This window comes from Pseudomonas sp. GL-RE-29, from assembly GCF_019947275.1.
In the GTDB taxonomy this organism is placed as follows: Bacteria; Pseudomonadota; Gammaproteobacteria; order Pseudomonadales; family Pseudomonadaceae; genus Aquipseudomonas; species Aquipseudomonas fluorescens_A.
Genome location: NZ_JAGYGD010000007.1, coordinates 119,554 through 141,975 on the forward strand (window position 1 = coordinate 119,554; position 22,422 = coordinate 141,975).

Annotated in this window: 25 protein-coding genes; 5 read left to right on the top strand and 20 right to left on the bottom strand. The window is 57.8% G+C overall.

Going from position 1 to position 22,422, the window contains the following annotated elements; genetic code table 11:
- Positions 1-3: 3 nt before the first annotated feature.
- The 14 genes from pal to KGB21_RS08665 all read right to left on the bottom strand — a co-directional run bounded on the left by pal (position 4) and on the right by KGB21_RS08665 (position 11,346).
- Positions 4-501 (bottom strand): peptidoglycan-associated lipoprotein Pal, encoded by a 498-nt coding sequence (gene pal / locus KGB21_RS08600; RefSeq protein WP_003178634.1) that lies wholly within the window; start codon positions 499-501, stop codon positions 4-6.
- Between the two features lie 52 nt (positions 502-553).
- The gene (gene tolB, locus KGB21_RS08605) at positions 554-1,804 is read right to left on the bottom strand and encodes a Tol-Pal system beta propeller repeat protein TolB (RefSeq protein WP_411741344.1); all 1,251 of its coding nucleotides are present in this window, start codon (positions 1,802-1,804) and stop codon (positions 554-556) included.
- Positions 1,805-1,851: 47 nt separating this feature from the next.
- Positions 1,852-2,931 carry a cell envelope integrity protein TolA gene (gene tolA / locus KGB21_RS08610; protein WP_223504745.1) on the bottom strand — a complete coding sequence of 360 codons (1,080 nt, stop codon included), beginning with the start codon at positions 2,929-2,931 and terminating at the stop codon, positions 1,852-1,854.
- Positions 2,931-3,383, bottom strand: a complete 453-nt coding sequence (gene tolR, locus KGB21_RS08615) for a protein TolR (protein ID WP_223504805.1) — start codon at positions 3,381-3,383, stop codon at positions 2,931-2,933. Before tolR ends, tolA begins: the two co-directional genes overlap by 1 nt.
- Before the next feature lie 23 nt (positions 3,384-3,406).
- Positions 3,407-4,102 carry a protein TolQ gene (gene tolQ, locus KGB21_RS08620; RefSeq protein ID WP_140667542.1) on the bottom strand — a complete coding sequence of 232 codons (696 nt, stop codon included), beginning with the start codon at positions 4,100-4,102 and terminating at the stop codon, positions 3,407-3,409.
- Complete coding sequence (gene ybgC / locus KGB21_RS08625) at positions 4,092-4,559, bottom strand: tol-pal system-associated acyl-CoA thioesterase (RefSeq protein WP_223504747.1); 468 nt, start codon at positions 4,557-4,559, stop codon at positions 4,092-4,094. Before ybgC ends, tolQ begins: the two co-directional genes overlap by 11 nt.
- Before the next feature lie 127 nt (positions 4,560-4,686).
- Positions 4,687-5,748, bottom strand: coding sequence for a Holliday junction branch migration DNA helicase RuvB (gene ruvB / locus KGB21_RS08630; protein WP_034149142.1), 1,062 nt, complete (start codon positions 5,746-5,748; stop codon positions 4,687-4,689).
- Positions 5,749-6,357, bottom strand: coding sequence for a Holliday junction branch migration protein RuvA (gene ruvA / locus KGB21_RS08635; protein ID WP_034149141.1), 609 nt, complete (start codon positions 6,355-6,357; stop codon positions 5,749-5,751).
- 114 nt (positions 6,358-6,471) lie between these two features.
- Positions 6,472-6,996: a crossover junction endodeoxyribonuclease RuvC gene (gene ruvC / locus KGB21_RS08640; protein ID WP_223504749.1), complete on the bottom strand. Its 525-nt coding sequence runs from the start codon at positions 6,994-6,996 to the stop codon at positions 6,472-6,474.
- A 156-nt stretch (positions 6,997-7,152) separates the two neighbouring features.
- Positions 7,153-7,899 carry a YebC/PmpR family DNA-binding transcriptional regulator gene (locus KGB21_RS08645; RefSeq protein WP_034149139.1) on the bottom strand — a complete coding sequence of 249 codons (747 nt, stop codon included), beginning with the start codon at positions 7,897-7,899 and terminating at the stop codon, positions 7,153-7,155.
- 128 nt (positions 7,900-8,027) lie between these two features.
- Positions 8,028-9,803: an aspartate--tRNA ligase gene (gene aspS, locus KGB21_RS08650; RefSeq protein ID WP_223504751.1), complete on the bottom strand. Its 1,776-nt coding sequence runs from the start codon at positions 9,801-9,803 to the stop codon at positions 8,028-8,030.
- 111 nt (positions 9,804-9,914) lie between these two features.
- Entirely contained in the window at positions 9,915-10,136 is a 222-nt protein-coding gene (locus KGB21_RS08655) for an FmdB family zinc ribbon protein (RefSeq protein WP_007977333.1), read from the bottom strand.
- Between the two features lie 135 nt (positions 10,137-10,271).
- Positions 10,272-10,610, bottom strand: a complete 339-nt coding sequence (locus KGB21_RS08660; protein ID WP_034149137.1) for a ribbon-helix-helix domain-containing protein — start codon at positions 10,608-10,610, stop codon at positions 10,272-10,274.
- A 265-nt stretch (positions 10,611-10,875) separates the two neighbouring features.
- Positions 10,876-11,346, bottom strand: coding sequence for a Dps family protein (locus tag KGB21_RS08665; protein ID WP_034149136.1), 471 nt, complete (start codon positions 11,344-11,346; stop codon positions 10,876-10,878).
- A gap of 311 nt (positions 11,347-11,657) precedes the next feature.
- On the opposite strand from KGB21_RS08665, the gene KGB21_RS29440 reads away from it, so the two are divergent.
- Positions 11,658-12,260, top strand: coding sequence for a cold-shock protein (locus KGB21_RS29440; RefSeq protein ID WP_034149135.1), 603 nt, complete (start codon positions 11,658-11,660; stop codon positions 12,258-12,260).
- 60 nt (positions 12,261-12,320) lie between these two features.
- Here the strand turns inward: KGB21_RS29440 and KGB21_RS08675 are convergent, their stop codons facing one another.
- Complete coding sequence (locus tag KGB21_RS08675; protein WP_034149134.1) at positions 12,321-12,527, bottom strand: SlyX family protein; 207 nt, start codon at positions 12,525-12,527, stop codon at positions 12,321-12,323.
- 3 nt (positions 12,528-12,530) lie between these two features.
- Positions 12,531-12,956, bottom strand: a complete 426-nt coding sequence (locus KGB21_RS08680) for an HIT domain-containing protein (RefSeq protein WP_034149133.1) — start codon at positions 12,954-12,956, stop codon at positions 12,531-12,533.
- Between the two features lie 916 nt (positions 12,957-13,872).
- Here KGB21_RS08680 and KGB21_RS08685 point away from each other — a divergent pair.
- A complete protein-coding gene (locus tag KGB21_RS08685; RefSeq protein ID WP_223504753.1) occupies positions 13,873-15,195 on the top strand; it encodes an OprD family porin in 1,323 nt (440 codons plus the stop codon).
- Positions 15,196-15,414: 219 nt separating this feature from the next.
- Here the strand turns inward: KGB21_RS08685 and KGB21_RS08690 are convergent, their stop codons facing one another.
- Both KGB21_RS08690 and KGB21_RS08695 read right to left on the bottom strand, forming a co-directional pair.
- Positions 15,415-16,257, bottom strand: a complete 843-nt coding sequence (locus KGB21_RS08690) for a mechanosensitive ion channel family protein (protein WP_034149131.1) — start codon at positions 16,255-16,257, stop codon at positions 15,415-15,417.
- A 134-nt stretch (positions 16,258-16,391) separates the two neighbouring features.
- Positions 16,392-16,877 (bottom strand): YajQ family cyclic di-GMP-binding protein, encoded by a 486-nt coding sequence (locus KGB21_RS08695; RefSeq protein WP_018926510.1) that lies wholly within the window; start codon positions 16,875-16,877, stop codon positions 16,392-16,394.
- 134 nt (positions 16,878-17,011) lie between these two features.
- Here KGB21_RS08695 and KGB21_RS08700 point away from each other — a divergent pair, with 134 nt between their 5' ends.
- From KGB21_RS08700 to KGB21_RS08710, 3 genes are read left to right on the top strand one after another with little or no spacing between them, the layout of a single operon-like run.
- Positions 17,012-17,929 carry a putative 2-dehydropantoate 2-reductase gene (locus tag KGB21_RS08700; protein ID WP_034149130.1) on the top strand — a complete coding sequence of 306 codons (918 nt, stop codon included), beginning with the start codon at positions 17,012-17,014 and terminating at the stop codon, positions 17,927-17,929.
- Between the two features lie 45 nt (positions 17,930-17,974).
- A complete protein-coding gene (locus KGB21_RS08705) occupies positions 17,975-20,011 on the top strand; it encodes a HAMP domain-containing sensor histidine kinase (protein WP_034149129.1) in 2,037 nt (678 codons plus the stop codon).
- Between the two features lie 2 nt (positions 20,012-20,013).
- Positions 20,014-20,595, top strand: a complete 582-nt coding sequence (locus KGB21_RS08710; RefSeq protein ID WP_223504755.1) for a cob(I)yrinic acid a,c-diamide adenosyltransferase — start codon at positions 20,014-20,016, stop codon at positions 20,593-20,595.
- Between the two features lie 115 nt (positions 20,596-20,710).
- On the opposite strand, the gene KGB21_RS08715 is transcribed toward KGB21_RS08710, so the two are convergent.
- Together KGB21_RS08715 and KGB21_RS08720 are read right to left on the bottom strand one after the other, a co-directional pair.
- Entirely contained in the window at positions 20,711-21,661 is a 951-nt protein-coding gene (locus KGB21_RS08715; protein WP_223504757.1) for a Nudix family hydrolase, read from the bottom strand.
- Entirely contained in the window at positions 21,658-22,290 is a 633-nt protein-coding gene (locus KGB21_RS08720; RefSeq protein WP_223504759.1) for a glutathione S-transferase family protein, read from the bottom strand. Before KGB21_RS08720 ends, KGB21_RS08715 begins: the two co-directional genes overlap by 4 nt.
- Positions 22,291-22,422 lie beyond the last annotated feature (132 nt).

Sequence of the window (22,422 nt, forward strand, 5' to 3'; positions counted from 1 at the left end):
GAATTACTTACGCAGTTCGACGCGACGGTTTTGAGCCCAGGACTGCTCGTCGTTACCGGTAGCTACTGGACGCTCTTCGCCGTAGGAAACCAGTTCCAGCTGAGCTGGGGAAACGCCTTGCAGTACCAGGTAGCGCTGAACGGCTTTCGCACGACGCTCGCCCAGTGCCATGTTGTACTCACGAGTACCACGTTCGTCGGTGTTGCCTTCCAGAACAACGCGAGCGCCGTTTGCTTTCAGGTCTTTGGCGTGAACGTCCAGAGCGCGCATGGCTTCTGGCTTCAGGTCCGAACTGTCGTATTCGAAGTAGAAAGTAGTGATAGCGCGCAGTGCAGCTTCTTCGCTCAGGGAGCCGTCAACTGCACCAGTGTTTGCGCCGTAACCAGCGTTTGGATCTACTGCGCCTTCACCGGCATTGTCGCCGCCTTTGGACGAGCAACCTACAGCTACAGCCATGGCCAGAGCCAGCGCAGCAAATTTACCAAACTTCAGCATTTCCATCGTGAAACTCCTAATGAACCCCAGTGTGTTAAGTAAAACGTATAGCGCCGCGTCAGTTCAGGTAAGGGGACCAGGAAGGTTCTCTGACTTCGCCTTGTGCGGTAGGAAGCGGGAGCCTTACGCGTCCATTGATGGACACGAGCATCAAGACTCCCCGGCCCTGCTGGCGGGTGGCGTAGATTACCATGGTGCCGTTGGGCGCAACAGTAGGCGACTCGTCCAGAGTGCTATCAGTGAGGATTTTTACACTACCGCGCTGCAAATCCTGGGCTGCCACTTTGAAATTGGTGAAACCGTCCTGGCGGTGAATCATTACCAGGGTCTTTTCGTCCGCCGACAGCTTAGGGTTGGCGTTGTAGTTACCCACGAAAGTCACACGCTCCGCACCGCCGCCACCAACGCTGGTTTTGTAGATTTGCGGTTTGCCGCCACGGTCGGAAGTGAAGTAGATGGTCGAGCCATCCTTGCCCCAGAACGGTTCGGTGTTGATGCCAGGACCGTTGGTGACGCGAGTGATCTGACGCGAACCCAGGTTCATCACATAGATGTCCGGGTTGCCGTCTTTCGACAATACGAACGCCAGGCGATTGCCATCCGGTGACCAGGCTGGTGCACCGTTCAGGCCTTCGAAGTTGGTGATCTGTTCACGGCGACCGGTGTCGATGTTCTGCATGAAGATACGCGGACGCTTCTGCTCGAACGAAACGTAAGCGATGCGCTTGCCATCCGGTGCGAAACGCGGCGACAGGATCGGCTCGCGCGATTGCAGCAGGGTTACGGCACGAGCACCGTCATAGTCCGAACGTTGCAGCGTGTAGCGAGTGTTCTTCTCGGAGAAACGCTCGGCCGTCACGTACAGCAGACGAGTCGAGAACGCACCCTTGATACCGGTGAGCTTCTCGAACGACTGGTCGGCGATGTAGTGCGACATGTCACGCAGTTGATCGACGCCGCCCGACACACTGCCGGTCAGCACTTGCTGTTCGGTGGCGACGTTGAACAGCGCGTATTGCACCTGCAGGCGACCGCCCGCCGGAACAATGCTGCCGACCATGACGTACTGGGCGCCCAGCGCCTTGAAGTCACGGAAGATGATTTCGCTGGCCTGGCTCGGCTGGCTGATCATGTTCTGCTTTGGAATCGGCGAGTAGTAACCCGAGTTGCGCAGGTCGTTACCGATGATTTCCGCCATGTCGTCCGGCAGTACGCTGCCGCCCTGGTTGCCGAACGGTACAACGGCGATCGGAGTAGCCCGATCGCTGCCGCTGGTGACCAGAATGTTTTTCTCATCTGCCATCGCCATCCCTGCCACGCAGCAGATAACGACCAGCATTCCTCGAAGAAGGTTTCTCACAAGGCTAGATCCTCAGGTGTGAATGTCATCTTGAATGAACGATACGGAGCGAAATCGCTCGGCTTCATTCCCTGCATTTCTGTCAAACGTCCAATATTCTTCACCGCTGCTACAGCCGATGCGTCAAATGGACCGTCACCACTGGATTTGGCCACGCTGACCGAAGTCACCGTACCGTCCGGCAACATGCCGATTTGCAATACGACCGTCATGCCTTTGCGGGCCGAAGGTGGACGAGCCCAGCCTTCCGCTGCACGAGCCCGAATCAGGTCATCGAAACTGCCGGCGACTTCGTCACCCTGCTCATCGGCCAAGGCCTGCTGACGCTGTGGCGTGTCGGAAAGCAAATCAGCCAAGGCCTGAGCCTTTTTGTCTTCGGCAGATTTACGCGCCGCATCCTGCGATTTCTTCTTCGCAGCATCGGCAGCAGCTTTCTTCTTCGCGTCTTCGGCGACTTTCTTCTTCGCCTCTTCAGCTTCAGCTTTCTTCTTGGCGTCTTCCGCGGCTTTCTTCTTCGCGTCTTCGACGACTTTCTTCTTCGCTTCTTCAGCGGCCGCTTTCTTGGCCTCTTCTTCAGCAGCCTTCTTGGCTTCTTCTTCCGCTTTCTTCTTGGCTATATCAGCCAATTGTTTCTCTTCTGCCTTCTTGGCTTCGGCGGTCTTCTTCGCTTCATCGGCTTTCTTGGCTTCATCAGCCTTTTTCACCTCTTCCGCTTTCTTCGACTCGTCGGCCTTCTTGGCTTCCTCGGCCTTTTGAGCCGCTTCTTCTTTCTTTTGTTCCGCAGCCTTCACCGCTTCCTGCTCGACCTTCTTCTGCTCCATCTGCTCTTCTTCGGTCTGGCGTGCGGCGGATTTCTTCGCCTCACCCGCAATCTTCTGATTGGTCTGGGTGGTTGCCTGACTTTTCGATTTCAGCTGGTACAGGGTCGCCTGGACAATCGGCTTGGCCGGCGGCAGCTCCGGGGTAAAGGCAAAACTGACGAACAGCATGCCGAACACCAGCACGTGCAAGCCAATCGCCCAAACACTAGGCCAGAAGTAGCTTTCCGAGGCGGACGGCTCTCGCTGTTGCTGCATCAGGGCGCCTCGGTAATCAAGCCAACATTACCGACCCCGGCTTTCTGCAACCCGCCCATGGCGCCCATGACGGCACCGTAGTCAACCGTCTTGTCGCCGCGAATGAAGACCTGCGTGCGCTTGCCGCCTTCGTTGCCGACGCGAATGATCTTGGTCACGGCGTCAGTCATCTGCGGCAGGGTCATGGCCCGGTCTTGCTGCTTTTCAGTGTCGACTTCGCTGCCAAGGTTCCAGTAGTAGGTCTTGTCAGCCTTGATCGAAATGGTCAGGACCTGGGTGTTGTTGTCCTGCGGCAAGGCTTCGCTGGAAACCTTGGGCAGATCAACCTTCACGCCCTGATTGAGCATCGGCGCGGTCACCATGAAGATGACCAGCAGTACCAACATCACGTCGATGTAAGGCACCACGTTCATCTCGGCGACCGGCTTGCGCTTGTGTCGAGCTCGAGCGATTAAAGCCATTGGAAATTACCTGCTTATTCTTCGCTGGTGTGCACTTTGCGGTGCAGGATCGCCTGGAATTCATCGGCGAAGGTGTAGTAACGGCTCAGCAGGGTTTCGCTGCGAGCAGAGAAGCGGTTGTAAGCGATAACGGCCGGGATGGCGGCGAACAGACCGATCGCGGTGGCAATCAGTGCTTCGGCGATACCTGGCGCTACCGTGGCCAGCGTCGCTTGCTGGGCAGTTGCCAGACCACGGAAGGAGTTCATGATCCCCCAGACCGTACCGAACAGACCGATGTACGGGCTGACGGAACCGACGGTGGCCAGGAACGGCAGGCTCTGCTCGAGCTTTTCTTCCTCGCGGGAGATGGCAACGCGCATGGCACGGGCCACACCTTCCATGACCGCCTCAGGGTCAACGCCTGGCTGCTGGCGCAGACGGGAGAATTCCTTGAAACCGGCGCGGAAGATCTGCTCGACACCCGAATCCGGGTCCGGGTTGCTGCCCGCCTGACGATAGAGTTTGGACAGGTCGATGCCCGACCAGAAGCGCTCTTCAAAGCTCTCCAGGGCACGTCGACCAGCGCGTATCAGATTGCTGCGCTGAAAGATCATGATCCATGAGGTCACCGATGCGGCTACCAGGATCAGCATTACCAGTTGCACCACGATACTGGCATTGCTGACCAGGCTCCACATGGAGGAATGGTCGACGACGTTAGCTTCCACGCTTTATCTCCTGCTTTGAGTGTGTACCCGCGCCGCTCACGTCGGCAAAGGCCGCTCGTAGAGCTTCGGGAATGGCCCGGGGTTTTAAACTTTCAGTGCGCACACAGGCCACCAGAAACTGCCCTTCACAGAGCAGCACATCATCCGTAGCCCGCCTGACCTGCTGTTTGAAGCGCAGGCTGGCACGGTTCAATTCGATTACTTCAGCGCTTACCAGCAGCTCGTCATCCAGTCGCGCCGGCGCGTGGTAGCGCGCTTCGCTGGAATGCACGACGAACAACAGGTCCTCCCCTGCCAGCTGCGATTGGGCAAAGCCCAGTTCTCGTAGCCGCTCGGTTCGAGCCCGCTCCATAAACTTGAGGTAATTAACGTAATACACGATGCCGCCCGCATCGGTGTCCTCGTAATAAACGCGACAACGATGTGCGAAAGGCTCAAGCCCGTTTTGCGCGCGCATACTCTAGTGCTTACTCCTCAGGTTGCCAATCCGGCCAGGCAACTGTTTTTCGATGTTCTGCGGCTTTCGCGCAAAAGTACGGTCCTGGGACCACACATTGCCCGAAAAAATCAGCACGCAAAGTTAATTAATCGTCCACGGCATCAAGGAACTCGTCTACCACGGGCATCTCGCCCAATCGTGACGGAATGTTTAAGCCGAAGTGCAAGTACGCATGCCGGGTAACGACCCGCCCCCGCGGGGTGCGCATGATGTAACCCTGCTGGATCAGATACGGCTCCAGCACATCTTCAATGGTGTGGCGCTCTTCACTGATGGCTGCGGCGAGGCTGTCGACCCCGACCGGTCCGCCATCGAACTTCTCGATCATGGTCAGCAACAGACGCCTGTCCTGGTGATCGAAGCCACGCTCGTCGACATCGAGCAAATTCAAAGCCAGGTCGGCAATCGGCTTGGTGATGTGACCCTTGGCGCGAACCTCGGCGAAATCCCGCACCCGACGCAGCAGACGGTTGGCGATCCGCGGAGTGCCGCGGGCACGGCGAGCGATTTCGAAGGCGCCTTCCGGGTCCAGCGGCAAGCCGAGGATGTTCGCCGAACGACTGACGATCGTCGCCAGGTCGGCGGTGCTGTAGAACTCCAGGCGCTGGACGATGCCGAAACGGTCGCGCAGCGGGTTGGTCAGCATGCCCGCGCGAGTGGTCGCGCCGACCAGGGTGAACGGCGGCAGATCAAGCTTGATCGAACGCGCGGCCGGCCCTTCGCCGATCATGATGTCGAGCTGGAAATCCTCCATCGCCGGGTACAGCACTTCTTCGACAATCGGCGACAGCCGATGGATCTCATCGATGAACAGCACGTCGTGGGGTTCGAGGTTGGTCAGCAGCGCCGCCAGGTCACCCGGGCGCTCAAGGACCGGCCCCGAGGTGCTCTTGATCGAAACGCCCATTTCCTGGGCGATGATGTTGGCCAGTGTGGTTTTACCGAGGCCCGGCGGACCGAAAATCAGCGTGTGGTCCAGGGATTCGTTACGCCCACGGGCGGCCTGGATGAACAGTTCCATCTGCTCGCGTACGGTCGGCTGGCCGATGTATTCGGCCAGGCTGACAGGACGTATCGCCCGGTCCTGGACTTCCTCGCGATCACGGGGGCCACCTGTGGCGGCGATCAGACGATCAGCTTCAATCACTTAAATCATTCCCTTCAGGGCGCGACGAATCAGGTCTTCGCTGCTCAAACCTTTCTCCTTGATCGCGGAAATCGCCTTGCTGGCTTCCTGCGGTTTGTAACCCAGGGAAATCAGCGCGCTGACCGCGTCATTTTCGGCGGTGTTCACTGGCGCGGGTCCATCGGGCTGATTCGGTACCAGGGCAAACATGGCCGGCACGGTTTCCCAGGCCTTGAAGCGATCCTTGAGTTCAACCAACAGGCGCTCGGCGGTTTTCTTGCCTACGCCCGGCACCTTGGTCAGCGCCGACGTATCCTGGGATTGCACACAACGGACCAACTCGTCGACTTCCAGGCTCGACATCAAGGCCAGGGCCAATTTCGGTCCCACACCATTGAGACGGATCAACTCGCGAAAAAAGTCTCGCTCACGTTTGCCGACGAAGCCATAGAGTAACTGCGCGTCTTCGCGTACGACCAAATGGGTGTGCAGCGTCAGTGGCTCACCGACCGACGGCAGACGATAAAGCGTGGTCATGGGCACTTCCAGTTCATACCCCAGACCATTTACATCCAGTATCAGATGCGGCGGCTGTTTCTCAGCCAGTGTGCCGCGCAAGCGTCCAATCACGTTTCAGATCCTTGAGCGTTGGCCAGATCAGTGCTGGCGTCTGACAGAACAAGGGTTTTGCGCCGACACCCCAGGCGCAAAAGCCTCATTCCCTAAAATTGACTGCTGATGCTATCAGAGACGCAGGCGCCCGCCACGACTGCGTGCCGTACCCAAGCCATGAGGCAACAGACTGGAACGGGTGTGCGCATGGCAAATGGCAATGGCCAGGGCATCCGAGGCGTCGATTTGCGGCTTGCTGGTCAGCTTGAGCATATGCATGACCATCATTTGTACCTGTTCTTTGTTCGCCCCACCGGTGCCGGTCACTGCTTGCTTGACCTGGGTTGCGGTGTATTCGGCGATTTCCAGGTTTTCTTCGGCTCCGGCGACGATCGCCGCGCCGCGAGCCTGGCCGAGTTTCAAGGCCGAGTCGGCATTGCGCGCCATGAAGACCTTTTCGATGCCCATCGTCACCGGGCCATAGGTCTGGATGACCTCGCGAACGCCGCGATAGACGATCTGCAAGCGTTGATGCAACTCGCCGGAACCCGTGCGGATGCAGCCTGATGCCACGTAGACACAGCCACGACCGGTATCGCGTACCACGCCATAACCGGTAATGCGCGAACCGGGGTCGATACCAAGAATTAAAGTCATAACGCCTGCGGGTTCGAAAAACACAAAATTCAATACATCGCATAACGAATGAGGGAGCTGGCTTGCCAGCGATGACGGAGTGTCAGACGACATCATTGTCTGATGTGCCGACGCCATCGCTGGCAAGCCAGCTCCCACATTGCAGCCTAGTCGCTCTTAACCGAGCTGAGCGGCCACGTCTTCCGGAATATCCGCGTTGGAGTAGACGTTCTGCACGTCATCCAGGTCTTCGAGCATGTCGATCAGCTTGAGGACTTTCTCTGCACCTTCCAGATCCAGTTCGGCACTGGTGGTCGGCAGCATGACGATTTCCGCATCATCACCCTTGAAACCCGCCGCTTCCAGCGCGTTACGCACGGAATAGAAACCGGCAAACGAAGTGAACACGTCAATGGAGCCATCTTCGTTGGTCACTACGTCGTCGGCGTCAGCTTCCATGGCCGCTTCCATCAACGCGTCTTCATCGACACCGGACGCGAAGGAAATCTGCCCCTTGCGCTCGAACAGGTAGGCCACCGAACCGTCGGTGCCGAGGTTGCCGCCGCACTTGCTGAACGCGTGACGAACGGCCGCAGCAGTACGGTTGCGGTTGTCGGTCATGCACTCGACCATCACCGCGACGCCGCCAGGGCCATAACCTTCGTAGGTCAGTTCGACCATGTCATCGGTGTCGGCTGCACCGGCACCGCGGGCCACCGCGCGATCGATGATATCGCGACTCATGTTCGCACCCAGGGCCTTGTCCAGGGCCAGACGCAGACGTGGGTTGGAGCCCGGATCGCCGCCGCCCTGACGGGCAGCAACGGTCAGTTCACGAATCCACTTGGTGAAAATCTTGCCCTTTTTGGCATCCTGACGTTCTTTGCGGTGCTTGATGTTCGCCCACTTGGAATGACCTGCCATATCTCGCTCCGAATTCTCTTTGAAACATTGCCCGCCACGCGGTATCGCGCCAGCCAGCAAACAAAAATATCGACCTGTTCCATCTATAAAGAAAGGGCGCATCCACAGATGCGCCCTTCAGGTCAGCCTTACTCGGCCTTAGGCGTTTCGCGCAAACGAATGTGCAGCTCGCGCAGCGCCTTGGCATCCACCACACCCGGCGCTTGCGTCATGACGTCCGCGGCACTCTGGGTTTTCGGGAAGGCGATCACTTCACGGATCGACTGGGCACCGGTCATCAGCATCACCAGACGGTCCAGACCGAAGGCCAGACCACCGTGTGGCGGCGCGCCGTACTTCAGGGCATCGAGCAGGAAGCCGAATTTCTCTTCCTGTTCCGCTTCATTGATACCCAGCAGGCGGAACACCGACTGTTGCATCTCTTTACGGTGGATACGGATCGAACCGCCACCCAACTCGGTGCCGTTCAACACCATGTCGTAGGCACGGGACAGTGCGCCAGCCGGGTTGGCTTCCAGCTCTTGCGGCGTGCACTTCGGCGCGGTGAACGGGTGGTGCAAGGCGCTGAAGCTGCCGTCGTCGTTCTCTTCGAACATCGGGAAGTCGACGACCCACATTGGCGCCCACTTGCAGGTCAACAGGTCCAGGTCGTGGCCGAGCTTGATACGCAGCGCGCCCAGGGCTTCGCTGACGATCTTGGCTTTGTCGGCACCGAAGAACACGATATCGCCATCGACTGCGCCCACGCGATCGAGGATCACGTTGAGGTTGGCTTCAGGGATGTTCTTCACGATTGGCGACTGCAGGCCTTCGACGCCTTTGGCGCGCTCGTTGACCTTGATGTATGCCAGGCCCTTGGCACCGTAGATGCCGACGAACTTGGTGTAATCGTCGATCTGCTTGCGCGGCATGCTCGCCCCGCCTGGAACGCGCAGTGCGGCGATGCGGCATTTAGGGTCGTTGGCCGGGCCGCTGAACACCTTGAAATCGACTTCTTTGAGTTGATCGGCAACGTCGACCAGTTCCAGCGGGTTTCGCAGGTCTGGTTTGTCGGAACCGTAACGACGCATGGCCTCTTCGAAGGTCATGTGCGGGAACTCACCGAATTCCAGATCCAGCACTTCCTTGAACAGGTTGCGGATCATGCCTTCGGTCAGGCCCATGATGTCTTTTTCATCGAGGAAGCTGGTCTCGATGTCGATCTGGGTGAATTCCGGCTGGCGGTCAGCACGCAGGTCTTCGTCGCGGAAGCACTTGGCGATCTGGTAGTAACGATCGAAACCGGCCACCATCAACAGTTGCTTGAAAAGCTGCGGCGATTGCGGCAAGGCGAAGAACGAACCGGCGTGAGTACGGCTCGGCACCAGGTAGTCACGTGCGCCTTCCGGAGTAGCACGGGTCAGGATCGGCGTCTCGACGTCGAGGAAGCCGTTCTCGTCCAGATAGCGACGGATGCTGGTGGTCATGCGCGAACGCAGACGCAGTTTTTCGGCCATTTCCGGACGACGCAGGTCCAGGAAGCGATAGCGCAGGCGGGTTTCTTCGCCGACGTCAGAGAACTCGTTCAGCGGGAACGGCGGGGTTTCCGACTCGTTCAGCACTTCCAGCTCGTAGCCGAGGACTTCGATCATGCCCGACGCCATGTTGGCGTTGGTGGCACCGGCCGGACGCGGGCGAACCTTGCCGGTGATCTTGACCACGTACTCGCTGCGCACGCGATCGGCAGCGGCGAAGGATTCAGCGCGATCCGGATCGAACACCACCTGGGCCAGACCGTCACGATCACGGATATCGAGGAAAATCACCCCACCGTGGTCACGGCGACGATGGACCCATCCGCAAAGGGTAATTTCCTGGCCTTCCAGGCTTTCGTTCAGTTGGCCGCAATAATGGCTGCGCATCATGGTAGTGGTTTCACTTCTCGTAATTCGAAATTCGGTTGGAGGGCTTGCGCACGAACCAGATGGCCGATGACGCAAGAACTCGCACGTGTCGTTCAGTTCAGACTTTCGACCCTAGTCAGCTTTGTCGCCGCCGGCCAGGTTCTTCTTCGAACCGGTCTTGAAATCGGTCTCGTACCAGCCAGTGCCGCTGAGGCGGAAGCCTGGCATGGACAGCATCTTCTTAAGCTCTGGCGCCTGGCATGCAGGGCAGTCGACCAGCGGTGCATCGCTGATCTTTTGAATGGCTTCCAACTGATGACCACAGGAAGCACATTGATAATCGTACATCGGCATGGGGGTTGTCTCGGCGATCAGATTGCTACCGCGCACGCTGGGTTTTGCGGCAAAGAGCGGGATTATATCCATTAAATGCAGCCTGTGCAGCCGTAAGACTGCACAGACTGACACTCTGCTCTTTCACTGCCCTGGCTAGGCCATGACGACGCCCCCTCCTTCCTTCAGGCTGTGCACGACACAGACGACCCGCACCAGCCCGCTGAAATTTTTCACCCCGCCATGACGCAAATGCACTTCGCGATCGACGTGGGACAACAGCGCGCTAACCGAACAGCAATTGACCTTGGCCATTTCGCCCAAAATATCCCAGTACACCTGCTCAAGCCGCAAACAGGTGGCGAAGCCATTCAAACGCACCGATCGGGAAAATGGCTGAGCCAGCCCCATATCGAACTCACTGACAAACGGATCAATCCTGATGTCCTTGTGTGAACCGACCCTCCCCTCGCATTGCCTGCTTTCATAAACCATACCGTTGACACTCCTTTGCCATCCCTGGTTTTGCATAAGCATCTGTTGGCTTATAAAACCGTGCGGGCAAAGTTATATCCAGATGACTTTTTGACCATCCGCGTAGGATAAGCCAACAACTGACGGCGGATCATGGAGCGCGTCCTAGTCCGGACCTTTTCCCACGCTGGCTGGCGAAAGATCGTTCCGCGGATAGGGTTTTTTCGACGAGAGAGTGACAGAGCGCGAACAACGCCTGAAAGGCGCTACCCGCGCACCAAGGGACTTACTCTGCCAGCAGCGATCGCAGCATCCAGGCAGTTTTCTCGTGAACTTGCATGCGCTGGGTCAGCAGGTCAGCCGTTGGCTCGTCACTGACTTTGTCGAGTAGCGGAAAAATTCCGCGAGCCGTACGCGTCACCGCTTCCTGACCCTCGACCAATTGCTTGATCATGTCTTCAGCGGCTGGCACCCCCTCCTCCTCTTTAATAGAGGAAAGACGCGAATAAACGGAATAGGCGCCAGGCGCAGGAAAACCGAGGGCGCGAATTCGCTCGGCGATGGAGTCTACCGCCAGGGCCAACTCGTTATATTGCTCTTCGAACATCAAATGCAGGGTCCGAAACATGGGACCGGTGACGTTCCAATGGAAATTATGGGTTTTCAAATAAAGTACATAAGTGTCCGACAGCAGACGTGAAAGCCCGTCAACGATGGATTTGCGGTCTTCTTCACTGATACCGATATCGATTGCCATGCTTTTCCCCTAAAGGTGATTGGTTTCATCCGACAGGTGCAGAACCACTCTAGCAAGCTTGCTGGCACGCCGCAGCCCTGAATCCCCCGCGAAGTTGCGACAAATCGCCCCGAATGCACCGCTGGACTCCTTGATTTGAGTAGCCACAAGCTTTGCTGTTAAATAGACAACGTGTCGCTGGCGTCCTTATTTTCCGGGCACTGCGCATAGGCTGATACCGGATACGTGCTCTACGCCTCTTTTATTGTTCTGAAGCGAACCGTGCCCCGTCAGCTCTTCCTTGTGATCCGTCTTAACGTGAGTTAATCAAAATGTTGAAAATCGTCCACCTGCTAATGGGCGCAGCAGCCTTGCTGCTGTCCTTCATCCCTAGCCTGCGAACCGAAGCGGTACCTTACCTGCAACAACCCGATGCGCTGTACCTGGCCTTGTTCGGCCTGCTCAACCTCACCCTTGCACCTGTCATCCCCAACTGGAACAAAGGCACGCGCCATCAACTGCAAAACCTGGTCAGCGCCCTGCTGATTCTCGCCGTTGTCTTGCAAACGCTGACGCTGATCGCGCCAATGCCGGTCATTGCCGGTCAACCTGCGGTTCTGTTCAGCCTGGTCGCCGCCCTGATCGCCGTTGTCCTGCACCTGGCCATCAGCTTCTACAAATCGTCACCGGCCGCCGCCTCGCCAAGCTATGACATGAGCAACCGCGATACCGGCACCGTCAAGTGGTTCAATACCTCCAAAGGCTTCGGCTTTATTTCCCGCGACTCCGGCGACGATATTTTCGTGCATTTCCGGGCCATTCGTGGCGAAGGTCACCGCGTTCTGGTCGAAGGCCAGCGTGTGGAGTTCTCCGTGATGAATCGCGACAAAGGCCTGCAAGCCGAAGATGTGATCGCCGCTCTGCCGCGACGCTGATTCAAGGCATAAAAAAACCGCGAACAGCCTGACTGTTCGCGGTTTTTTATTGCCCGCATTTTAGTAATGCGGTGGTGGCGCTTCTTCTTCGAATGATTCGAACTGGCCGACCATTTCTTCCTGACGCTTGAGCAGCGCGGCCATTTGCAGTTGCAGACGCTCAACCACGCGCTGTTGTGCCGCCAGCACATCATTCAACGCCTGGATGGTGTCATCCTGAAACGCCAATTGACTCTCCAGATCGGTAACGCGGTCTTCCAGGCTCATGTTTCAACCCTCCAGAAACGTGAAATCTTCGGTCAACACCAGACGCAACCGCTCGCGAATCACCGCGATTTGCTCCGCATTGTAGGGGTTGGCCGGGTGCTTGCCCCAGACCGGAGCCGGCCAGGCAGCGTCCTCTCGCTTGCGCACGATGACGTGCATGTGCAACTGGCTGACCACATTACCCAGGGCCGCGACATTCAGCTTGTCCGCGTCGAACGAGTCCTTGAGCGTTTCTGCCAGCGCAGTCGTTTCCTGCCAAAGTTGCAGCTGATCTGCGACATCCAACTGAAATATCTCACTGATATCTTCGCGGCGTGGTACCAGGATGAACCAGGGATAGTTCGAATCATTGGACAACAACAACCGACAAAGCGGGAAATCACCGATCGGTAACGTATCTTGTTGAAGTCGTGGATCTAAAGCGAACACTGCGCGCACTCCTGCCTGGTCATCATTTTTCAGCTTAGCGCCCATCCCGAGGGATCGCGCATCAAGCGACTGGACGGCAGCATACCTGCGAACGTCGCCGGCTTCACGACGAACCACAGTCGAAGCCCGCCTGCGATCGTCAAATGGCCCATCGCCCGCCCCGAGATGAGACATTTATTGCCCGGACGCACCATTACCGAACCAGCACTCCGGATAAACCCACTGGGATGACTGATAACCAACGACCCATTCAACCCGGGAGAAACGTCGAACTGTATGAATTCAGTACAGCGATTGAAATTTTTTGCACCAAAACCGCACAGCACGTCTACGCTGAGTGCTTCGACATCCGCCGATTACTCACTGGCGGGGTGAACCGGTAACGTTTTTGATTGTCACCGGGCGGTAACAAGGTGATCAACACGATAGAAACCATGGCGTCAACCCCGAACGATAGAAGCATCAGACCCCCGGTTTTATGAGGTTTTTACGGCGCCAGGCAGCTCTTCAGAAAAAAATGCCAGCGAAATTCTGATTTGTGCACGCTTGTTGCATTCACACCCACATCGTCTATAAGGCACCGCGGGAAGCGGGAACCTCCTAGACAAAAAAAACAGTGGCAGGGTAGCCCAATGGAGATTCAAACGTTTCACCAGGGACTCTTTTTAATCGATGCGCCAGCCCAGAAAAACAGCATTAAAGTTGTCGAGTCCGGTTGCATCGGGGCTGTAAATTTGCGACATCCAGCTAGCCGTTTACGACAGGGTCGTAAAGAAGCTGAAAGGTTAGATGCGCAAGTATCGCCAACATTGTCGGCGTGATATAAGTTTGCGCCGACACAAAAAGAAAGAGCCGCCCAGATAATAAAACAGGTGGAGCGGCAGTACTCTTCTAAAAACCAAAGGAGCAAATCACGATGCGCGTGATGAAGTGGAGCATGATCGCACTGGCTGTTGCAGCTGGTACCTCGCAGTTCGCTGTAGCGTCTTCCCAAGACGAATCCAAGGGTTTCTTCGGCGACCAAAGCCTGAAACTCAAAACCCGTTTTGAGTACATGAACCGCGATTACAAAAACGGTGCAAGCAACAACGCAGACTCCGGCTATCGTCAAGACTCCGGTATCAGCCAACTGCTGACTTACGAGTCGGGCTTCACTCAAGGTATTGTTGGTTTCGGTCTCGACGCCATGGCAATGGGCTCGGTCAAACTCGACGGCGGCTCGGGCCACCGCGGTAACGGCCTGTTCGCAATCGACAGCGATAACAACGAAGAAAAATCCCAGGGCAAGATCGGCGGTGCAGCCAAACTGCGCTTCTCCGACACCGTCCTGAAATACGGTCAGCAATTCGTTGCCAGCCCTGTATTCGCAACCGACGACAGCCGTATGCTGCCAGAAGTCGCTACCGGTACCCTGATCACTTCCAAAGAGATCAAAGGCCTGGAACTGAGCGCTGGTCGCTTCACCTCCCTGAGCGCCCAAACCGGCATGGGTCGTGACACCGTCGGCGGTCTGCCAGATGCAAATGGCAACCACGGCGAAGGCATCAGCAAAGGCATCAACATCTTCGGTGCCAGCTACGCCTTCACTGACAACTTCACCGGTGCCGTAGCTGCGTCGGACGCTGAAGAGTACTTCAAGAAGTACTACGTCAACCTGAACTGGACCCTGCCAATCAACGACGACCAGTCGCTGAACTTCGACCTGAACGGTTACAAAACCAAGGGCGATACCCGTGGCGACCTGGTTGACGCCATCGGCGACGGCACCCTTGGTGTGGACAACAACCTGTGGTCCCTGGCAGCTGCTTACAGCCTGGGCGCTCACAAGTTCACCCTGGCTTACCAGCAATCCAGCGGCGACAACGCTTACTACTACGGCGTTGACGGTAACAGCACCATCTTCGTTTCCAACTCCATTCAGATCTCCGACTTCGTGGGCCGCGAGGAGAAATCCTACCAAGCTCGCTATGACCTGAACATGGCTACCTACGGCGTTCCTGGTCTGAGCTTCATGACCCGTTACGTAATGGGTGACAACATCAAGACCAACGGTCTGGGTGAAGGTAAGGAAAACGAGTGGAACATCGAGTCCAAGTACGTTGTGCAGGAAGGCCCGGTCAAAGACCTGTCGTTCCGTGCTCGTTTCGCCAACTACCGTGCGAACGGCGCGTACCAGAACTACTCGCGTGACAACTACGACACCCGTCTGATCATCGAGTACCCGCTGAACATCCTGTAATCAGGGTGTAACACCGGCAGTACTGATAAGACAAAAACCGCCCACCCTTCCAGGTGGGCGGTTTTTTTATGCCTGCCACATACCGAATCCGTCAGCAAACAACTTCGCTTCATAACATTAGAACTTTTTTCAATGAACTGACTGAAACGCAGGAAAAAGCCCAAGAGACTATTTATCTCTTGGGCTCATTACTGTCAGTACCAACTAATAAAATAAGGCTTACTGCGCTGTTGCTTCCTGAACCACACGAACTACACGCTGAGGAAATGGAATGTCAATACCCGCCGTTTTCAATCGATCACGGGACTGTTCGTTAAACATGAACATCACATCCCAATAATCCGCAGTCTTTACCCACACACGCAAGGAAACAGTGATCGAACTGTCACCCAGCGTCGAGATGACTGCCTGAGGCTCCGGATCAGTCAACACACGCGGATCCTTGGCCAGTTCCAGCAATACTTGACGGGCCTTTTGCAAGTCCGCTTCGTAATCAACGCCGACATCAAACACCACCTTGCGGGTTGGTTGACGGTTGGTGTTGGTAATAATGCCGTTCGACAGGTTGCCGTTAGGCACGATGATGGTTTTGTTGTCGCCGGTGCGCAGCACGGTGTGGAAGATCTGGATGCTGTCGACAGTGCCGGCAACGCCTTGAGCTTCGATCCAGTCACCAATACGGAACGGACGGAACAGCAAAATCAATACGCCGCCAGCGAAATTCGCCAGGCTGCCTTGCAAGGCCAGGCCGATAGCCAGACCCGCCGCACCAATCGCCGCCACGAACGAAGTGGTTTCCACACCAATCATCGAGGCCACGCTGACGATCAGCAGGACTTTGAGAATGATGTTTGCCAGGCTGCTGATGAACCCTTGCAGGGCCAGGTCTGCGTTACGCAGGGCCAGAAGACCGCCGAGCTTTTGCGTGACCTTGTTGATCAACCACCAGCCGATGGCCAGTGTGAGAACTGCCAGCAGCACGCGGCTGCCGTATTCCATGATCATCGGAATCCAGGTTTGGGATTCCCTGACCAGGTTATCTACTTCAGCATTCAAATCCATGTACGTTCTCCTGATTTGCGGCTATCTGACACTCGAAAAAATTCGGCAGAAAAGACCGAACCTGCCCGGATCGATCGTTTCTGCCGTTGCTTGGGCCTCGGACGCCGAAAACGCCGAGAGGTTCCCGCCGCAGGTCAGTCGCGGAAGTTGTTGAACTGCAGCGGCATGTCGAACGTCTTGGCACGCAGCGCTGCGATGGCTTCCTGCAAGTCGTCGCGCTTCTTGCCGGTAATGCGCACTTGCTCGCCCTGAATGGCCGCCTGGACCTTGAGCTTGGCATCCTTGACGTGAGCGACGATTTTCTTCGCCAGCTCTTTGTCGATGCCTTCTTTAAGAACCGCTTCCTGCTTCATCAGCTTGCCCGATGCATAGGCATCCTTGACTTCAAGGCACTGCACGTCGATCTTGCGCTTGACCAGCGCCAGCTTGAGGATCTCAATCATCGCCTCAAGCTGGAAATCCGCTTCGGCGGTCAGGTTGACGGTCAGGTCCTTTTCCTTGAACTCGAAGCTGCCTTTGCCTTTCAGGTCATAACGACGATCGAGTTCCTTGACGGCGTTCTCGACCGCGTTGGTGACTTCGTGTTTGTCCAGTTCGGATACCACGTCGAACGACGGCATGTAATCTCTCCAAATAAAAGGCGCACCAATGGAGCACGCCTGGCTTGCGGTAAAAATCCGCGCTGATTATAACGGGTCTTTCCCATCATTCACTGCGAGCCTTCCATGCGCGCGTTAAACAGAGCAAAAAGCTGATGTCCACCACCTGGCATGTTCTGGGCGCTGGCAGCCTCGGTACGTTGTGGGCGACTCGTCTGGCTCGGGCCGGAGTGCCGGTGCGGCTGATCGTGCGCAATGCTGCCCGATTGCAGGCTTATGAGGCGACAGACGGACTGACGCTGGTCGAGCATGGGGAAGCCAGGTGCTACCCGGTGCCTGCCGAAACGCCCGACGGCGCAGAGCCGATCAATCGACTGTTGGTCGCCTGCAAGGCCTATGACGCCGAAAAAGCCGTGGCTCAACTGGCACCGCGCCTGGCTCCCGGCGCTGAGCTGATCTTGTTGCAGAACGGCCTGGGCAGCCAGGACGCCGTGGCGGCGCAAGTACCGCAGGCGCGCTGCATCTACGCATCGAGCACCGAAGGAGCATTCCGCGACGGCGACTGGCGTGTGGTGTTCGCCGGTCACGGCTTCACCTGGCTCGGCGATGCCGGCCATCCCGTGGCGCCGATCTGGCTGGATGACTTGAACGCAGCGGGAATCCCCCACGAGTGGAGCACCGAGATTCTGACCCGGTTGTGGCGCAAATTGGCGCTCAACTGCGCGATCAATCCGCTGACCGTCCTGCACGATTGCCGCAATGGCGGATTGCAAGACCATCACTGCGAAGTCGCCACCCTATGCGGCGAACTGAGCGAGTTGCTTGAACGTTGCGGCCAGCCCGCAGCGGCGGAAAACCTGCAACAAGAAGTCGAACGGGTAATCCACGCCACCGCTGCCAACTACTCATCGATGTACCAGGACGTCAGCAACCAGCGCCGAACCGAAATCAGTTACTTGCTGGGCCATGCCTGTAAAGTCGCCTCGCGGCATCAATTGAACCTGCCGCACCTCAATCAATTGCAGCAACGACTGATCACCCGTCTGCAAAGCCTTGGATTGCCCAGCGACTGAGCAGCGGCTACGCTGCCCACTTGTTCCTTCGCAGCGAATTACCCGATGCCATTGCGCCAGCGCCTTGAAAACCTTCCTGTCGGCCAGAAACTCCTGGCCGCCCTGTTGGTGCTGTTGACCACGGTTTTGCTGGTCGCCAACCTGACCTTTATCAGCGCCGCGTATTACATCTCCCAGGAAAGCATGGCGCCCCAGGCACTCCAGACCATTGGCCGACTGGTATCCAATCCGAGCCTGGTGGACCAGGCGCTGGAGTCACCGCAAAGCGCGCAACGCTTGCTTGATGAACTCAACAGCTATTCCCCCCTGCGCGCAGCCGCGCTGTATGACGGCAAGGGCGAGCGCCTGGCGCAGTTGCAACACGGTGATCATCTGAACCTGCCGTCGCGTTATCGGCATATCGAATCCTGGCAAGCCACCGAATTTCGCAGCAATCAAGTGATCACCCTGCCCCGCCCCGGCACCGCGCCGGGCCATCTACTCCTGGTGGCCAGCAGCGAACTGCCAATGGCGTTCTATACCGGGACATTGACCGCCAGCCTCGGCATCCTGATATTCAGTGTGCTGCTGTGGCTGATCATCGCCCGGCAGATCAAACGCCTGATCACCCGGCCGATCCATCAACTCGAAGAGTTGTCCCGGCAGGTGACCCGCGAAGAGAACTACGCCCTGCGCGCCTCCCGGGGTAACCACGACGAAATCGGTAGCCTCGCCGAAGCGTTCAACACCATGCTTTCGCGCATCGAAGCGCGGGAGCAGCAACTGAAACGGGCACGGGACGACTCCCAGGCTGCGTATGACCAGGCCCAAGGCCTGGCCGAAGAAACCCGGCACACCAATCGCAAACTGGAACTCGAAGTCCAGGTGCGCAGCAAGATCGAGAAGAAGCTCACCGGGTTTCAGAATTATCTCAACAGCATCATCGACTCCATGCCCTCGGCGCTGATTGCCCTCGACGAGCAGCTCTACGTGACGCAGTGGAATCAGGAAGCCAGCGCCCTCTCCGGCACACGCCTCGACGAAGCCCTCAACCAGCCGATCTTCCTCGCCTTCGAGCCGCTCAAGCCGTTTCTGCCGCAACTCAAGCAGACGGTTGAGCAACATACAGTGGCCAAGATCGAGCGCGTGACCTGGATCAAGGACGATGAACCCAAACACTACGCCCTGACTTTCTACCCGCTGATGGGCGGTGCCGGACGCGGCGTAGTGATCCGGATCGACGACATCACCCAGCGCCTGTCCCTGGAAGAAATGATGGTGCAGTCGGAGAAAATGCTGTCCGTCGGTGGACTCGCCGCCGGCATGGCCCACGAGATCAACAACCCGCTGGGCGCGATCCTGCACAACGTGCAGAACATTCGCCGACGCCTGTCTCCGGAACTGCCGAAGAACCTTGAGCAAGCCGAGCAAATCGGCATCGAGCTGGCGACGGTCAATAACTACTTGCAAGCAAGGGAAGTGCCGCAGCTACTCGACGGCATCCAGCAGGCCGGTGCGCGGGCGGCGAAAATTGTGACCCACATGCTCAGCTTCAGCCGCCGCAGCACCCGGCAAATGGCCCCGTGCGACCTGCCGGCGCTGATCGATCAAGCCGTGGAAATCGCCGGAAACGACTTCGACCTGGCCATCGGTTTCGACTTCAAGGGCCAGGCGATCATTCGTCAGTTCGATCCTGCGCTCGGCCCGGTACCCGGCACCGCCAACGAATTGGAACAAGTGCTGCTCAATCTGTTGAAAAACGCTGCGCAAGCCATTCACCAGCGTGAAGACGACAGCGAACCGGGGCGGATCATCCTGCGCACCCGACTCAATCCACCATGGGCGGAAATCCAGGTCGAAGACAACGGCATCGGCATGAGCGAAAGCGTGCGCAAACGCACGTTCGAACCGTTTTTCACCACCAAGGAAATTGGCCAGGGCACCGGTCTGGGCTTGTCAGTCTCGTACTTCATCATCACCAATAACCACAAGGGCCAGATGGAAGTGCAATCGACCCTGGGCCAAGGCACTTGCTTCACCTTGCGCCTGCCCTTGGCGGGCACTCAGCTCGTCTCTCAAGAATTCAATCAGCTATCGAGGTAACCATGGGCTTTCGCTTGTCGAAAATTTACACCCGCACCGGCGACAAAGGCGAAACCGGCTTAGGCGACGGCCGTCGTGTGCCCAAGGACCACCCGCGGATCGAAGCCATTGGTGAAGTCGATACGCTCAACAGCCAAGTAGGCGTGTTGTTGGCCGGGCTGACGGCGGGGAGCGCCGAATATCCGGAGTTGCAGGAAGTAATCGAGGTGCTGGCACCCTGTCAGCATCGCTTGTTCGACCTCGGTGGTGAACTGGCGATGCCGGAGTATCAGGCGTTGAACGTGGCGGAAATCGAACGCCTGGAAGCGGCGATTGATGTATGGAATGAGGAGCTGGGGCCGCTAGAGAACTTCATTCTGCCGGGTGGTTCGATGTTGATTGCCCAGGCACACGTCTGCCGCAGCCTGGCCCGCAGTGCCGAGCGCCGGTGTCAGCATTTGAATGCCGTCGAGCCCTTGGCCGGGGTGGGTTTGGCGTACATCAATCGCTTGTCGGATTTGCTGTTTGTAGTGGCGCGGGTGATTGCCAGGCGCCAGGGGATCGCAGAGATTCTTTGGCAGGCGGCGGCGAAGCCTGAGGTTTAGACGGCGCCCGTCAGGCCGCCTTCGCGAGCAGGCTCGCTCCTACAGTTGATTGCGTTTTTTACTGAAACGACTCGGTCAACTGTAGGAGTGAGCCTGCTCGCGATGAGGCCAATGGCTACACCAACGGATCAGGCCAAAATGCCCGAATCCCTGCGACACCCTGGGCACCCGCTTCCCAGGCCTTCTGAACTTCCGCCGGCCCCACACCACCGAGCAGGAATACAGGTCTGCTAAATCCCTCGATCAAGCTCGAAGCCTGCTCCCAACCCAGCGGTTGCGCCTCTGGATGAGTCAACGTCGGCTGCACCGGCGACAAGGTCACGAAGTCGACACCCATCTCTTCAGCCAATGCCAGCTCTTCAGCGTTATGGCATGACGCCGCCAACCAGCGCGATGCCGGCAACGGCCGACCGGCAGCGGCGTACTTGCGCAACTGCGCAGAGGTGATGTGCCAACCGGCGGACGGGAAATCCCCCAACCACTCGAAAGGCCCCTTGATCATCAACTGCGCCTTGCCGGCACACAGCCCCACGGCATCCACCGCCAGATCACGGTACTTCGGATCGTAACCATTGGGTGCGCGCAGCTGGATCAGTTTGATCCCGCCCGCGATGGCTTTCTGAATGCCCCGCAGCAACGCCGGGGTTTCCAGGTCTTCCGGGGTGATCAGGTACTGCTCGGGTAGCCGCGCGGCAGCGACGATCGGCCGGTTGGCCTCGGGAAATTCGTAGCTCGACAACTCACGCGCCGTCACCCACGCCAGTGGTTGACCTTCGGCGCCGTGCGGCTCGCCAGTAAACGCCGAGACTTCCCAGACATCCAGCAACACCTGCTTGTCCGGGTAATCGTGGCAGACCTTGATCAACGGGCGCGCCGCGCTGACCACGATGCCAAGCTCTTCGTGCAACTCGCGGGAGAGTGCGGCCTCGACCGACTCATCGGCCTCGACCTTGCCACCGGGAAATTCCCAAAGACCGCCCTGGTGCTGAGTGTCGGCACGCCGTGCGATGAGGATCTTGCCGCTGTTATCACGGATAACGGCGGCGGCTACGTGAACTCGTTTCACCGCTCGATTTCCTCCAGTCCGGCCTTCTGCCAGGCCTTGAACGCCGGCCATTGGTAGACGGTTTCAACATAGGCTTCGTCAGCCGCGGGCAGTTTCACCTGATAGGTGCGCAAGCGCACGGCAATCGGGGCAAAGAACGCATCGGCCAGGGATATACGGCCAAACAGGTACGGGCCACTTTCGGTCGCGGCGGCGCGACACTCGGCCCACAAAGCCAGCATGCGCTCAACGTCCGCTTGTACATCAGCGGGAACCGGTGACAGCGGTGCATCGCGGCTCAGGTCGAACGGCATATTGCCGCGCATGGCGAAGAATCCGCTGTGCATCTGCGCGCACGCCGAACGGGCCTGGGCACGGGCGCTAACGTCTTTGGGCCAGAGGGCGGCGTCCGGGAACTGATCTGCCAGGTACTCGGCAATTGCCAGAGAATCGGCGATGGTGCCGTGCTCGGTTTTCAGCAGCGGGACTTTGGCGGTCGGCGAGTGCTTGAGCAGACGTTCGCGGGTGTCTGGCTGGTTGAGCTTGATCAGCTCTTCGGTGTAGGAAGCGCCGGCCAGATCAAGGGCCAGGGCGCCACGCAGGGACCAGGAGGAATGCAGTTTGTCGCCGATGATCAGATGAAGGCTCATGCTCGGGACCTTTTGATGAGGTGGACAGGCCAAATTTTTGCGTCTGGGTATCCGTCATCGCGGGCAAGCCCGCTCCCACAGTGACAATGTTGAACACAACATTTGTGTACGCCACCGAACCTGTGGGAGCGG